Here is a 14,637-nt window from a genome sequence, read left to right as displayed (position 1 = left end):
ACATTAAAAGAATCTATATTTGGTATTTACGGAAATTTGAAACAACAAAATAAAACTCAAACAACTAGAATACAAATACTTAACTGTAAATCTAAAATTTAAAAGGAAAAAACAGGATTATTTTTATAACGGTTTCATTTTCATACTTCTTAGATGTTTTTAAAACACGTAAATAGAATTTAAGGTGAAAATAAAGCACAAGCAAAAACAGCCAAATTAGAATGCATAACATTCCTTTTTAGTAAATAGGTATAAATTATGTAATTGAAATAAAATAGCAATCGAAAAAGGTGATGCGCCTATAAGAACACTCAGGCATTATATAAATAAGCATAAGGTAAAAGACCTTATTCTCTTTCTAATAAATGACTTGTCTTTTCTTCTTTTCTAATATGTTTTATAATATTATAAAGTTGCATTTTTAATGACTTATACTCTTTTAAAAAATCTGAAATAGCCACGGTTAAATTTTGATGTTCTTTAGTATATGCTTTTTCAACTTCTTTTTGGTCAACACCATCTACCATTACATATAATTGGTTTTCATGGCGTTTAACAGCATCAATAAGCTGATTGTTATACTTTTCTGATCTATTTATAGCATCTACAATCTCTTTACTATCCGCAAATTTTTCAGTGGCTAATAATTGTGACGTAAATTTTGTTACCAAATCTTCAAAAAACAAATGTTCATCTTTAATGAAATTTAATTCAGACAACCACTCTTTTGATAAGGTGTGCATTTCTTCTGCACTCAACCATTCTGTATAAGCTAAGTTTTTTTTTGTGGTTTTCATAACGTCTATTTTTAAGTGAACCTTAATTTTACTACTAATTTAGTAGGTATAACGGACAATTAAAATGACAAATATCAGCTTTTCAAATAGGTATGATAGATTTTTTTTACCTCGTAAGTTTATAATTACGGAGTACTCTGATTTCTTATTAAAGACTAAAGAAAATACGTATAAGCACTTACTTTGCTGATGGTAATACTAAAAAAGGAATATTTAAATGGAAGCCAATTTGATTAATCGTCTTTCTAAAGAATAAATTTTCAAAAAATGAATGTTTATTATTCACCATCACTAAAAGATTAATTTTGTGTTTTACTTGAAATTCATTTATAGCATGGGTTAATTCCATACTCTTATACTGATGAAATAGAAACGCTGTGTTTTTAAATATAGAACCTAGTTTTTCTTTATTTAAATTTTGTTTTTCATTCAGCTCAAATCCTGCAGATACATTTAAGACATTTAATCTCGCGTGATTTGAAGCCACTAATGTTTTTAAAAATGTAAAGTTCTCTTCCTTATAAGCCACCTCTAAATCTGTAGGAAATAAAATTTCGTGTGGAGTTTCAAAAGAAAATTTTGAAGGTACAGCTAACACAGGGCATCTTACTTCGTTAAAGACATGTACCGTATTAGAGCCAAACAACACCTCTTTAGCGCCAGTAGCACCTTTGGTTCCCATAACAATTATATCAATATGGTGCGCTGCAACAAATTCTTTAATGCCTAACACAAGCGTATCAAATCTTGCATAACTTTTAAACTGATGTTTATTATTTTTATACGTAGCATTAAGTTTAGAAACTAAATCATCTAAGTTTTTTTGAGCTGTATCTCTTACTGCATCGCCTAAGCCAAATTGAGCAGGATAGCCAAGAACATATTCTACGTGATAGATAACTGGGGTATACGCATTAAACACATAAAATGTACATGCTTCGTGCTCTAATAATTGAACAGCGTAATGGATAGCGTTCTCAGCATTATGAGAAAAATCTGTGGGAAGTAAAACGGATAACATAATATTTGGTTTTAATGACTTCCTTAAAGTTAATTATTAACCAAACCTAAAACTATGATAAATATCAGAAACAAGTTTTATTAACAAACTGACCACCAATACATTTTACCACAAAAAAAATATATTCTTTTTACAATAAAGACTACAGTGGTACAATGTTATAAGCCACATTTAACAGAAAAATACCTAAAAAAAACAATAACGTATAGATGACTTGGACCATTCTAATATTTATAATTTTTAACCAATATACCGTTGGCTTAGGAAACATAAATAGTGACAAGCCAAAAAATAATGCGCACCAACCAATTAAGGTAATAATAAGTTTATAGTTAAGTACCCAAATATTATGAAACAGTACATTGAGTAATCCTATTATAATAGCTACAAAAGAAAAAATAATTAAGAACTTTTGGTCTTTAAGATCGTTAAAAATTTGTTTAATGCGTTTGGGGTTAAAACTCAAAATTAGAAAGAAAATTAAAAGGTACCATCCCCAGAACTTTGCTAAAAAAATTGAATTTCCCATAATTAAACTATTTTATTCGTGTAAAACCAAGAATGGTATATCTGTGTGATATGTTATTTTTTCGACATTAGAATGAAATAATATACTCTGAAAATAATTGAGGTTCTTAGCTACCATAACAATCATATTAATATCTCTACTCTCTACAAAACACTGTATAGCATCCTCTACTTTGCCATTTGTTAGAAAATGAAAACTCGGTTTAAATTCTTCAAAATAATCACTTAATACCTCTTTATTTTCTATTTGTTCAGTATTAAGCTTTGCGCCTTCTTTTTGAATATGAATAACATGCAAACTCGCGTCGACAGTTTTTAAAATATCTGTAAATGGCTGAAGCGATAACAAATCATAAGTTAAATTAAAATCTGTAGGAAATGCAATTTCTTTTAACGCCTTATATCTAGCATCTTCGGGTACAACTAAAGTGGTACATTTTACCTTTGTAATAATGTCTCCTGTATTGCTACCTACGATGTATTGTTTAAGACCAGAGGCACCCTTAGTACCCATTACTAAGAGGTCTATTTTTTTCTTATTTACGTATTTTCTAATAGACTCTAAGAAAAAACCATAATCTGTTAAGGTATAAAACTTATGATTTTTATTTGGTTTATGATGTTCTCCAATATCTTTAAGTAATGTTCTTAACCTAAGCTTTGAAGGTTTTAAATATATATCATCAATCTGTTCGGCTGTTGGCACGTAACCACTATCACCTGCCATAAAAGTATCTACTCTATTGACATGAAGCAGGTAAAAGTTACATGCTACAGGTTCAAAAAAGTTAATAGCATAAGAAATAGCATTCCACGAGTTTTCAGAAAAATCTGTTGGTAATAAAATGTTCATCGTATAAATTTCTTAGTAGATACAAATCTAAATCGATGAATAGTATTAAAATATGATATCGGTCATATTGGCCGTATTTGACCTAATTTAATCATTACGACAAATAAAGCGAACGGAATTTTGAAAAAAAAATACGTTGAAATTTATGCGATATCTTGCAATCCTTCAAGGTCTAAAATTTTAACATTTCTACCTTCCATTTTAATGAGGCTTTTTTTCTTAAAATCGGACATTGTTCTAATCAATGTTTCTGTAGCAATACCTGCAACACTTGCCAAATCACTCCTAGAGATTACAATGGGATCCCCTGGTTTTACATTTAACTTTTTAGCAAATCTTAAAATGGTGGCTGCCGTTTTACGTTGTACCGAACTATAAGCCATCTGTAGTAATTGATCCTTAATACCAGTAATATCTTCTGTTAATAATTGAATGACTTCTAATGTTAGTTTATGATTGTTTTCTAAAACATCAGTCAATTCCGCTTTTGAAACACCAGCCAATTCAACATCCTTCATGGCAATTGCTGTTTCTCGATAAGGAATATTTTGAGTAAAGGAAGTGTAACCAAAAAGATCATCTTCAGAATGCAGCGCAGTAGTCAATTCCTTTCCGTTGTCATCAAACTTATAACATTTAACTACTCCTCGGAGAATTAAATAAATATAGTTAGAGTTATGACCTTCTTTGTATATAATCTCATTTTTAGCAAGATTAAAAATTTTACCATTATCGTCAAAAAAATTTTTTAAGTCACTTAAGGTTCTTAATTCATCTTCATTAGAAGCCGTTAATGCTTCATTTTGGTAGGCCTCTTGCTCCTCTTTTAACAATGCTACTTTTGCTATACGACTTTCAATAGCATTTACAATTTCGTCCTCGGTAAAAGGTTTAGTGATATAGTCATCAGCACCTAATTCCATACCTTTCCTCACATCTTGACGCTCAGTTTTAGCTGATAGAAAAATAAAAGGAATAAACTTAGTGTCACTATGTTTCGATAAGCCTTCTATAACACCGTAACCATCGAGAACAGGCATCATAATATCGCAGACAATAATGTCTGGCATATGTTGTTTTGCCATGCTGAGACCAACTTCTCCATTTACGGCTGTTAACACTTCATAATTTGAAAGTTCTAATAATTCGGCTGTATTTTCTCTTAATACAGTATCGTCTTCTATTAATAATACTTTTTTCATTGTTCTGCTTTGTTTGGTAGTTCAATTGTAAACGTAGAGCCTTTTTGCTCAACACTTGTAAATGAAATGCTACCATTTAAATTCTCTAAATGGTCCTTTACGATATTTAATCCAATACCAGTACCTTGCATTAAAAGTGCATTCTCGGCTCTAAAATAGCGTTGGAATATGTTTTTTTGATCTTTTTTTGGTATACCAATACCATTATCTTTAATTATAAAAAGCGTGGTATCCTTGTTTTGAGAAATTTTAATATCTATAATGGTGTTTTCTGATGAATATTTAATGGCATTATAAATTAAATTAGATAAGGCTAATTCTACAATTTTTTCATCTTGATACAGTGACAAATCGTCGATATTTTCTGGGTAGTTAATATGTTGTCCATCCTTAAGTACCATATTAGCATTATAGATGACCTCATTCAAAACCTTACTAATTTTAAAGTTAGAGAACTTATAATTAACTTTTCCTTTCTCAAGCTTTTCTACCGAAAGAAAATCGTTTAAAATAACATTGAGATATTGTACTTTATCGGTAATCGTTGCGATATGTTTTTCTCGCTTATCTTGTTGCTCGGTTAATTTATATTTACCCAACAACATAGAAGATGTTAGAATACCGCTTAATGGTGTTTTAAACTCATGAGACACCATAGATAAAAATTTCGTTTTTAAATCGTTAAGTTCTTTTTCTGCAGCTAGAGCAGTTTTTAATTCATCAGTTCTTATAGCCACTGTTTTCTCTAGTCTTTCAGTATAACTTTTCTGTTCTGTGATATCGAGTATAATAGCAACATAGACATCTCTATCTCCTAACTTAGAACGTTGCAAATGCACACTAACAGGATAGGTACTACCAGATTTTCGTTGATGTAAAGCTTCAAATTCTATTTTTTCAATAGCAACGTCATTAAGCGCTTCGATTTCTTTTCTAAAATCTGCTTCGCTATAATTAGGCTTTATATCTAAAGGCGTCATTGTTTTCAGTTCTTCTAAACTATAACCTATATTCTTTTTTGCACCTTCATTTACATTAATAAATTTTAAGGTTTTGGCATCAAACACATAAATTTCATTGAGTGATTCTAGAAATATTTTAGCTAAATGATTTTTCTCTTGTTCTAATTTTTTTCGCTCAGTAATATCAATAACCAATGCCATGATATAATTTTGACCTTTAAAAGCAAAAGGATTTAAACTCGCTTCAATAGGAAAAACGCTACCATTTTTTTTAGCACCATAGATATCGCGACCATGCCCCATGCTTCGCTGTTCGTGTTCTTTTACAAAACCTTTAAAGTGCGCTCCATGATTAGCACGATAGTTTTGAGGAATTAAAACATTTAGCGGCTGATTAGAGAGTTCATCTTCCTCATAGCCAAACATAATTTCACCCGCTTTATTTACTTCAACAATCTTCTGATGCTCATCTACTATGACAACACCCTCAGAAATAGAATCTAAAAGCACATTAAAAACATCTTGATCTTGTTGAAACATAGTGGTAAATATTATTTTTTTGAATGCGACTAATATAAATATTAATAATGGAAATCTAAAGTTATTAAAGCACCTTATCACCTGATTTTTATCATAAAAACTAGATCTAAAACACCTTATATTTATATACTAAAACAAGACCTATTGAACCAAAAAACCCACATAGAATTTTATAAAAGTCTAGGACATCTTTTTTATGCTATTGCAGCAATAGATAACGTTATTAAAGATGAAGAAATAAACACACTTAAAGCTATTATTGAATCTGACTGGTTAGCATCAAATGAAGCCACCAATTACATTTTAGAAACTTTTATACAATTACAGCATATTAAAAGTACTAATCCAGAAGACAGTTTTCAGCGATTTATTGATTTTAGAAGCACACACCAAACCTTATTTAATAATACTTTAAATTCTAAAATTATAAATACGGCAGCAGCCATTGCCAATAGCTATGCCAAACAAAATAAATCGGAACTTATAGCACTCGCCAAACTTAATATAGAATTAAAAAAAGAACAATCTTAAAACGACCTTTATAAAGCAAAAAAACCTATAACTTTCGCTATAGGTTTCATTATGCGGAGAAAGAGGTAAGTGAACCTCTTTCGTAGTGCCTTTATTTATTACTGTTTCAGTCCTGTACCATTGTTGGGTCACCTAATAGGTCACCTTTATACCTTGTAGTAAAGATAAGGAATTTACTTGATTAATCCTTGTACTTTACTGATTTCAAAGCCCATAAAGTCGCAAAATTCATCGATAGTAACTAATTGATGAGCTTCTTTGTTTAGGCGTTCTTTAATCTTCTTGATTATTGTTCTGCCATAACGCTCACTCTTTCCTGTTACCACTTGCACGTCTTTAGGGTAAATACAGATTCTACTCATTCACTTTAAATTTAAAATTAATACTCTAACTATACTTTATCTATACCGTTGCTATAAAGCACTTATATACAATATACGACTAATATCCCATTGAAAAAACTAACTAAATCGGAAGTTTTGGCAACTTATAAACACTATGGAAGCACTCTAATACATTGACAATCAATAGCTCGTATATTTGATATTCATCATCAAAAAATGTATTAGTTATGGCAAAATTAAAAGGTATTATTAAGTTAGAAGGAACGTTAGACAATCTAACTTTTTACAAAGCAAAAGAGGGTTATTTAGTAAAAACTAAAGGCGGTGTTTCTAAAGAGCGTATTCAAAATGACCCAGCGTTTGAACGTACTCGTGAAAACGGTTCAGAATTTGGAAGTTCTGCATCATCTGGTAAGCTATTGAGAACATCAGTTAGAAACTTAATGATTAGAGCAAAAGACAATCGAGTTTCAAGTCGTGTTACTCAAAAAATGACACAAATTAAAAACTTTGATACAACCTCTGTAAGAGGACAAAGAAATGTAGCTACAGGATTAGCAACACCAGAAGGTAAAGCCACATTAAAAGGCTTGGATTTCAATAATAGAGCCATTTTAAGTGCTGTTTTATTCGCTCCGTTTACTGTAGATGGTGCAACTGGTGAAATTACGATTCCAAATTTAACACCTGCAAATGATATTGCCTATCCAAGTGGCGCAACACACGTAAGTTTAAGTTCAGCATTTCTAAAAGTTGACTTTGATACTACAGATAATTCAATCGAATACAGTCCAACTGTGAATATTCCGATTGATTCAACGTCTGCAACGCAAACACTAACGCCTGCAGGTGTTCCAACAGGCACAGGAAACGATATATTCGTTTTATTGGTAGAGTTCTTCCAAGAGATTAACGGTATTCAGTATCCGCTTAAAAATGGCGCATATAACGTTTTAAATATCGTAGAAGTAGCATAGTTTCATTCTGACCTTTGAAGCTGAAAGAGTCCTATAATTTTTATTGTAGGGCTTTTTCTTTTGCCATAATTTTTTTGAAGAAAAGAAAAAAGACAGCCAATGTTAAAGGTAGCGTGGATGATGCTGTCAAGGTTTTTGGGTAAAAGTTTTTTACTCTAAAATCTTGAAACCTTTTACGAGTGCTTCATAAAAAAGTTTTATTCAAAACCCGTAGGGCTTGACCTTTACAGTATTGAGCGTTGGCTGATGGAAGCTACCTATATTTGCTTTCTTTTTTATTTTATTACCTCATCTTACTTTTCCTAAAATGAAAGTTAACGAAATAAAGCAAACAAAGATTTGAGGTAAGGAATACTTGGACTTAACGATGATTTTGTGCAGTTGAATGAGATAACGTCATTTTCTTTGAAGTTCCAATGTGAGCGTGGGATAAGCGGATATTTTACATAATACCAGTTATAGCTACGAAAATATAAGAATACTGCGTTAGCAAACCCTTGAAAGGATTTTTGCTACTATAACTTGTATTATGTAACATAGCTTGGGTGAGTTTAGGGTTTTATGAGAAAATAATAACAGAATAGCTTATTGCAGTTTGGTTTGATTTTATGAAAACCAAAGCTGTAATATGCTATTACCTTAAAGACAAAAAAACGCTAAACTTGTTAGGTGAGCGGAACAACACAAAAGACAGAGGATTTTGAGGTACGAAAAAACTGGGTTTTGGGTTGTGGGGAATAAAAAAGAGCCTTCCGAAAAAGACTCTTTCATTATTGCTTAATGGTCGTGATTTGAATGGTCATCACTTTTTTCTTCACCAGATTGATTCATCATCATTTCGTGGTCGTATTTACAACAACCTGGTAAACCATCATATGCTTCTTCATCACCTGCTACTTTTTCGGTATCATATCCTGAAGCTGCGATTGCTTTATGGATTGCCATTGCATCGGTTTTTGTATCATCAAAAGACACATCAATCTTCTTCTTATCGACATCCCAATTAGCACTTGCTACACCTTCAACACCGTTAGCTGCTTTTTCGATAGTGTTTTTACACATTCCGCAATTTCCTCTTACACCAAAAGACAGGTCTGTCATTGCCATATCTTTAGACATTTCAGTAGTTGTGGTTTCTGTTTCTTTTTTGGTTTCGTTTTTACAACTTGTTAAACCTAATGCTGCTATTACAGCTACACTTAAAATTACTTTTTTACTCACGTCGATTACATTTTTGTTTTTGTGTTCGTGATTTTTCTTTGAAAAATTCATTGTTTAAAATTTAATTGTTATTACTTGATTTATTATTCTATTACTTGTTTTACTTCACCACAGGTTAGCATTGCTTCGCCAAAATATGGATTGATTACTTTTTCTTCTTTGCTTAACCAATAAGCACCATTATTGTTATCTGCCATTGGACAAAATTCTACATAGACCTTTTCATTGATACCAAATAGTTGTACAGCATTGATTAGATGTGATGATAAATGTTTAAAATGGTCTCTTTGTGATTTTATATCGGACGTTTCAGAAATTGAAGTTGCAGAAGATTTTATTTCGCCTTCTAATGACATCCAATGGTTATGCGCCTTATTATCTGACAACAATTTCATATCTACTTTGTTCAATTCATTTAATAAAGTTTTTGTGCTTGTTGAAGTACTTTTTGAATCTTCTTTTACTAAAGCATCTTTTAAATTGATATACGCATTGAAAACAGCTTTTAACTGCTCTTGAAATTTCGCTGATACTTCCAAACGCTCATTCATATTAGTGTGGTCACTTTCTTTGTTAGATGCATTGTTATCCATACCTAAATGACCTTCGTGTCCAGTCATTACTTTACCACCATCTTTATTCATCATAGACTTTTTCCCTTGTAATTGTGCTGCTGCATCAACCGTAAATGTACCGTTAGTCACTATTTCATTTCCAACAAATAATCCTTCTACAACTTCATATTCATTACCAATTTGATTGCCTAATTTAATTTCACGCATTTCAAAAATAGGTTGGTCTGGATTTGTTTTAAGGTACACCACAGAACGTTCACCTGTCCATAACACAGAAGATGAAGGAATTGTTAATAGGTCATCATTATTAGCTGTACTGCCTTCAATATTTGCGGTTACAAACATTCCTGGTTTAAATACATCGTCCTTATTGCTTAAAACAACACGTAAGGTTACAGTTCTTGTTTTCGTGTTTAAAACTGGGTCAATGAAATCTACTTTACCTTTAAACTCTTTATTAGGATAAGCATTGGTTGTTATCATCACTTCCTGTCCTTTTTTAAAGCGGTCAATCTGATTTTCATACACATCAAAGTTTCCCCAAACTGTGTTGAGATTGGCAATTTTTAATAAGGGTTGTCCTTGTTTGATGTAATCGCCTTGCTCTACCAATTTTTCTGTAACAGTACCCGAAACGGTTGCATAAACAGGAAAGTTTTCTTTTACTTTTCCTGTTTCTTCAATCTGGTTGATTTGATTTTCAGAGAGTTTCCATAATTTCAATTTATTACGGACTGCTTTGTATAAAGCAGGTTGAGATTCTTTTAAAGAAGCTGCTGTGATTAATTCTTGTTGTGCTGCATAGAGTTCTGGCGAATAAATGGTTGCCAATAATTGACCTTTACGAACTTCTTCGCCTGTAAAACTCACATTCAAACGTTCAATTCTTCCAGCGAAATAACTTACCTGTACTGCATTGGCTTCTTCGTTTTCGGCAATTTTTCCTGAAAGTTTTATGATTCCATTTTCTACTAAACCATTACCAACCACCGTGGTTTGAATGTTTGCTAAAGCCATAGCATTAGTGGTTAATTTAAACTGATCTGCTGTTAAACCATCTGCTCCACTTTCGGCAGGAATTAAGTCCATCCCACAAATAGGACAATCGCCTGGTTCAGGCTGCATAATTTGTGGATGCATAGAGCAAGTCCACATTTGATTGGTTTGTTCAACTTCATTGTGATTATGGTCTGCTTCTTCTTTTGATGAACCACCGAAAAGCAACCAACCCAATAATAGACCAACTGCTAATAATCCTAAATAGATTAATATTTTATTTGTTTTCATTTTCTAATCGTTTTATCATTGCTTTCATTTCTTCTATTTCCTTGCGTTGTGCTTCAATAATATCTTCTGCCAGTTTTTTTACTTCTGGGTCTTTTATATCTGCTCTTTCACTTGTTAAAATAGCGATAGAATGATGCGGTATCATTGCTTTCATCCAAAGGACATCACCAATTATTGGTGATTGTGCTCTTACTAACCCCAAAGCCCCTATAAACAGAATAAAACTACCTGCAAGAATTGCTATGTTTTTCTTTCTATCATTATACATTTTTCGCATAAAAAACCACATTATTACTGCCATTGTTGAAATCCCTAAACACGTCATATAGAATCGTGTTAGACTAAACCATACGTGGTCTATGGAATAGGTGTTTAAATACATTGTGATGTACATTGCTACAAATGAGCAAGCCAACATTATAAAGAAGGTTTTGTAATTTCCTTTGTTTGAGTGTTCTTTTGAATTTTCCATATTTTTTGATTTTATAGTTAAACTTTTTACTTACTTAATTTTAATATCCTGAATGCACCTTGTATCACCAATCCAAATACAATGATTCCTATAATTAAATCTGGAATACCAGAATGCAGCCAATTGACTAAAACGCCTGCTGTAATTACGCCAAGATTTATTATAATATCGTTAGAGGTAAAAATCATACTGGCACGCATATGTGCTTCTTGACTTTTAGATTTTTGTAAGAGGTACAAGCAAATGCCATTTGCAATCAAAGCAAATACTGAAACTATAATCATTGTTGAAAATACAGGTAAAGCTTCATAGCCTAAAAATCTACGTATTACCTCAACGATTCCGATAATTGCAAGTGTTATCTGAAAATAGCCTGCATATTTTGCAATCCGTTTCTTTTTTAAAACTGTACCACCAACCGCTATTAAACTCAATCCGTAAACAAATGAATCTGCCAACATATCTAAACTATCAGCAACTAATCCCATTGATTTTGAAATAAGTCCTGTACTCATTTCGATAATAAAAAATGCAAAATTGATGATTAGAACTGTCCACAACAGTTTGGATTGACTCCTTGTAGATTCAGTAATAATTGTGTCTGTATCTTCTGAACTGATTAAACTTTCATTTAATTTTAATTCATTTAAGGCATTACCAATTTCATTTACATTTGAATTATGATATAGTGTTAAGATTCTTTCTTCTAAATTAAAATCAAGTTGTTTGATACCATCTATATCAGATAGCTTCATCTTAATTAGATTTTCTTCAGAAGGACAATCCATTTTTGATATTTTGAAAACTGTTTTCTGCATATAATTAAATGTTTTTTGTTCTTAATCGTAATGCGTTACCTATTACCGAAACCGAACTAAAACTCATTGCTAAAGCTGCTATCATTGGCGAGAGTAGTATTCCGAAGAATGGAAACAACACACCTGCTGCAATAGGCACACCTAAAGTGTTGTAGATAAGTGCAAAAAATAGGTTTTGCTTAATGTTCTTCATTACAGCATTACTTAAATTTTTTGCTTTTACAATACCGTGTAAATCGCCTTTTACGAGTGTTATCATAGCACTTTCTATCGCTACGTCTGTTCCAGTTCCCATAGCAATACCGACATCACTTTTAGCCAATGCTGGTGCATCGTTAATACCATCACCTGCCATAGCAACTACTTTTCCGTTTTCTTGTAATTTTTCTACTTCTTTGAGTTTGTCCTCTGGTAACATACTGGCTTTAAAATCTGCAAGATTTAGTTCTGATGCTACTGCTTGTGCTGTATCGTGATTATCACCTGTAAGCATTATAACATCAATCCCTTTATCTTGAAGTGCTTTAATGGCTTTAGCACTTGTTTCTTTTATCTTATCGCCTATAACTACATATCCAACGACGGTTTCATCTATTGACAAATAAGAAACTGTTTTACCCTGTTTTTGGTAAGATTTAGCTTCGTCTTTCATTGTCGATGTAACATCTGCTTTAGCATATTCCATCATTTTAGGATTACCTAATGTTACTTTTTTATCTTTTATTGTCGCTTCAACACCTTTTCCTGTGACTGCACTAAAATCTTCGGACTTTAAAATTTCTGTGTTGTGTTCTTTGCCATATTTAACTGTCGCTTCTGCCAAAGGATGTTCACTATTGGTATTTAATGAAACGATGTATTGAAGTAGCTCATTTTTGTTTAAAGCATCATTAAAAGCTCCAACGGTTTCAACTGTTGGTTTTCCTTCGGTAATTGTTCCTGTCTTGTCAACGATAAGCGTATTTACCTTATCCATTTTTTCAAGAGCTTCAGCATTTTTAATCAATACACCATTTTGAGCACCTTTACCCACACCAACCATTACAGACATTGGTGTTGCTAAACCTAAAGCACAAGGACAAGCAATGATTAGTACTGCAATTGCATTGACAAACGCATACACATAAACTGGTTCTGGTCCCCAAATAGACCATACAATAAATGTGATAATAGAAATAAGAACTACAACTGGCACAAAATAGCCTGAAACTTTATCTGCTAAATTTTGAATAGGTGCACGACTTCTACTGGCATCATTAACCATATGAATGATTTGTGATAATAAAGTGTCACTTCCTACCTTTTCTGCTTTCATTAAAAAGGATTGATTCCCATTAATGGTTCCGCTACTTACTTTATCTTCTTGAGATTTGTTTACAGGAATAGGTTCGCCTGTAATCATAGATTCATCAATAGTTGTTTCGCCTTCAGTTATCACACCATCCACAGGAATTTTATCTCCTGGTTTCACTTTTAGAATATCATTAAGTTCTATCTCGTCAATACTGACTTCAACTTCTTCACCATCTACTATTTTTATGGCTTTATTAGGTGCTAATTTCAACAGTTCTTTTACTGCCGAATTGGTTTTACTATGTGCACGAGCTTCTAACAATTGACCTAAAAGCACTAACGTTAAAATCACAGTTGCTGCTTCAAAATAGACGTGAACTGCACCTGATTCTGTTTTAAATTGACTTGGAAATACGTCTGGAAAGAACATACCAAAAACACTAAACGACCACGCCACACCTGCACCAATCCCAATAAGTGTAAACATATTGAGATTCCAAGTCTTAATGCTTTTATAGGCACGCTCAAAAAACATCCAAGTCGCATAAAATACAACTGGAATGGATAAAGCAAACTGAATCCAATTCCAATATTTCTGTTCCATTATATCGTACAACGGATTGTTATTGAGCATTTCGCTCATAGCCATTAAGAAAATGGGCAAGGTAAATGCTGTGGCAATCCAAAATTTCTTTAATAGCTTTTTATACGTTTTTTCTTCTGCTGAACTATCTGCTTCCATTGGCACTAAATCCATCCCACAAATAGGACACGAACCTGCTTCGTCTTTGACAATTTCTGGATGCATCGGACACGTCCATTGTTCCTTTGAAGTTGCTGATAGATTTTGTTCTTCCACCAAATCCATTCCGCAAACAGGACAATCGCCTGGTTTATCATAAGTTTTATCGCCTTCGCAATGCATAGGACAATAAAATGTGCCTGTACCTTTAGGTTGCTTTTCCTTTTTAGCTTCTGAATGCTGATGGTGTTCACCTTGTTTATGAATGCTATATGTACCACCATCTTTTTTTAAGGCTTCTTGAAATGTTTCTATGGGAATATGTGATTCCATTTCTATGTTAGCTTCTGCCTTATCTAAATCGACTGTTGCTTTTGAAACACCTCCTACTTTAGAGAGCGTTTCCTCAACGTGACTGCGACAACCGTTGCAAGTCATTCCGTGTATGTGATATGTGTGTTTCATTGTTATAAT

The 14,637-nt window shown here is 32.4% G+C and carries 14 protein-coding genes; 2 read left to right on the top strand and 12 right to left on the bottom strand.

All coding sequences use genetic code 11. The annotated features are described in order from the left end of the window. Nucleotides 1-347 precede the first annotated feature (347 nt). From C8N41_RS09130 to C8N41_RS09105, 6 genes are all read right to left on the bottom strand, one after another. Nucleotides 348-797, bottom strand: a complete 450-nt coding sequence (locus C8N41_RS09130) for a hypothetical protein (RefSeq protein ID WP_092443669.1) — start codon at nt 795-797, stop codon at nt 348-350. Nucleotides 798-975: 178 nt separating this feature from the next. Continuing rightward, the gene (locus C8N41_RS09125) at nt 976-1,818 is read right to left on the bottom strand and encodes a universal stress protein (RefSeq protein ID WP_115839047.1); all 843 of its coding nucleotides are present in this window, start codon (nt 1,816-1,818) and stop codon (nt 976-978) included. 142 nt (nt 1,819-1,960) lie between these two features. After that, entirely contained in the window at nt 1,961-2,347 is a 387-nt protein-coding gene (locus tag C8N41_RS09120; protein ID WP_115839046.1) for a hypothetical protein, read from the bottom strand. A gap of 12 nt (nt 2,348-2,359) precedes the next feature. After that, nucleotides 2,360-3,199 carry a universal stress protein gene (locus tag C8N41_RS09115; protein ID WP_092443675.1) on the bottom strand — a complete coding sequence of 280 codons (840 nt, stop codon included), beginning with the start codon at nt 3,197-3,199 and terminating at the stop codon, nt 2,360-2,362. Between the two features lie 143 nt (nt 3,200-3,342). Beyond that, the gene (locus tag C8N41_RS09110) at nt 3,343-4,401 is read right to left on the bottom strand and encodes a response regulator (RefSeq protein WP_092443677.1); all 1,059 of its coding nucleotides are present in this window, start codon (nt 4,399-4,401) and stop codon (nt 3,343-3,345) included. After that, complete coding sequence (locus C8N41_RS09105; RefSeq protein WP_115839045.1) at nt 4,398-5,903, bottom strand: sensor histidine kinase; 1,506 nt, start codon at nt 5,901-5,903, stop codon at nt 4,398-4,400. The genes C8N41_RS09110 and C8N41_RS09105 overlap by 4 nt, the downstream gene beginning before the upstream one ends. A gap of 144 nt (nt 5,904-6,047) precedes the next feature. Here C8N41_RS09105 and C8N41_RS09100 point away from each other — a divergent pair, with 144 nt between their 5' ends. Beyond that, nucleotides 6,048-6,434, top strand: a complete 387-nt coding sequence (locus tag C8N41_RS09100) for a hypothetical protein (RefSeq protein ID WP_115839044.1) — start codon at nt 6,048-6,050, stop codon at nt 6,432-6,434. Between the two features lie 173 nt (nt 6,435-6,607). Here C8N41_RS09100 and C8N41_RS09095 read toward each other — a convergent pair whose 3' ends face one another. Next, nucleotides 6,608-6,796, bottom strand: coding sequence for a hypothetical protein (locus C8N41_RS09095; protein ID WP_115839043.1), 189 nt, complete (start codon nt 6,794-6,796; stop codon nt 6,608-6,610). A 209-nt stretch (nt 6,797-7,005) separates the two neighbouring features. Here C8N41_RS09095 and C8N41_RS09090 point away from each other — a divergent pair, with 209 nt between their 5' ends. Continuing rightward, the gene (locus C8N41_RS09090) at nt 7,006-7,755 is read left to right on the top strand and encodes a hypothetical protein (protein ID WP_115839042.1); all 750 of its coding nucleotides are present in this window, start codon (nt 7,006-7,008) and stop codon (nt 7,753-7,755) included. A gap of 777 nt (nt 7,756-8,532) precedes the next feature. Here C8N41_RS09090 and C8N41_RS09085 read toward each other — a convergent pair. The 5 genes from C8N41_RS09085 to C8N41_RS09065 are packed head-to-tail and all read right to left on the bottom strand — an operon-like array spanning nt 8,533 to nt 14,628. After that, entirely contained in the window at nt 8,533-9,027 is a 495-nt protein-coding gene (locus C8N41_RS09085) for a heavy-metal-associated domain-containing protein (RefSeq protein WP_115839041.1), read from the bottom strand. 32 nt (nt 9,028-9,059) lie between these two features. Then, the gene (locus C8N41_RS09080) at nt 9,060-10,838 is read right to left on the bottom strand and encodes an efflux RND transporter periplasmic adaptor subunit (RefSeq protein ID WP_115839040.1); all 1,779 of its coding nucleotides are present in this window, start codon (nt 10,836-10,838) and stop codon (nt 9,060-9,062) included. Next, nucleotides 10,825-11,310 carry a DUF305 domain-containing protein gene (locus tag C8N41_RS09075; RefSeq protein ID WP_106678902.1) on the bottom strand — a complete coding sequence of 162 codons (486 nt, stop codon included), beginning with the start codon at nt 11,308-11,310 and terminating at the stop codon, nt 10,825-10,827. Before C8N41_RS09075 ends, C8N41_RS09080 begins: the two co-directional genes overlap by 14 nt. Before the next feature lie 26 nt (nt 11,311-11,336). Then, nucleotides 11,337-12,128: a cation transporter gene (locus C8N41_RS09070; protein WP_027879802.1), complete on the bottom strand. Its 792-nt coding sequence runs from the start codon at nt 12,126-12,128 to the stop codon at nt 11,337-11,339. A gap of 4 nt (nt 12,129-12,132) precedes the next feature. Then, nucleotides 12,133-14,628, bottom strand: coding sequence for a heavy metal translocating P-type ATPase (locus tag C8N41_RS09065; protein WP_115839039.1), 2,496 nt, complete (start codon nt 14,626-14,628; stop codon nt 12,133-12,135). Nucleotides 14,629-14,637 lie beyond the last annotated feature (9 nt).

Origin of the sequence: Winogradskyella sediminis (assembly GCF_003387355.1) — a bacterium.
GTDB classification, from domain to species: Bacteria; Bacteroidota; Bacteroidia; order Flavobacteriales; family Flavobacteriaceae; genus Winogradskyella; species Winogradskyella sediminis.
The sequence above is the reverse complement of the archived record's forward strand: the minus strand, read 5'-3'. Positions and strand labels throughout refer to the sequence as shown.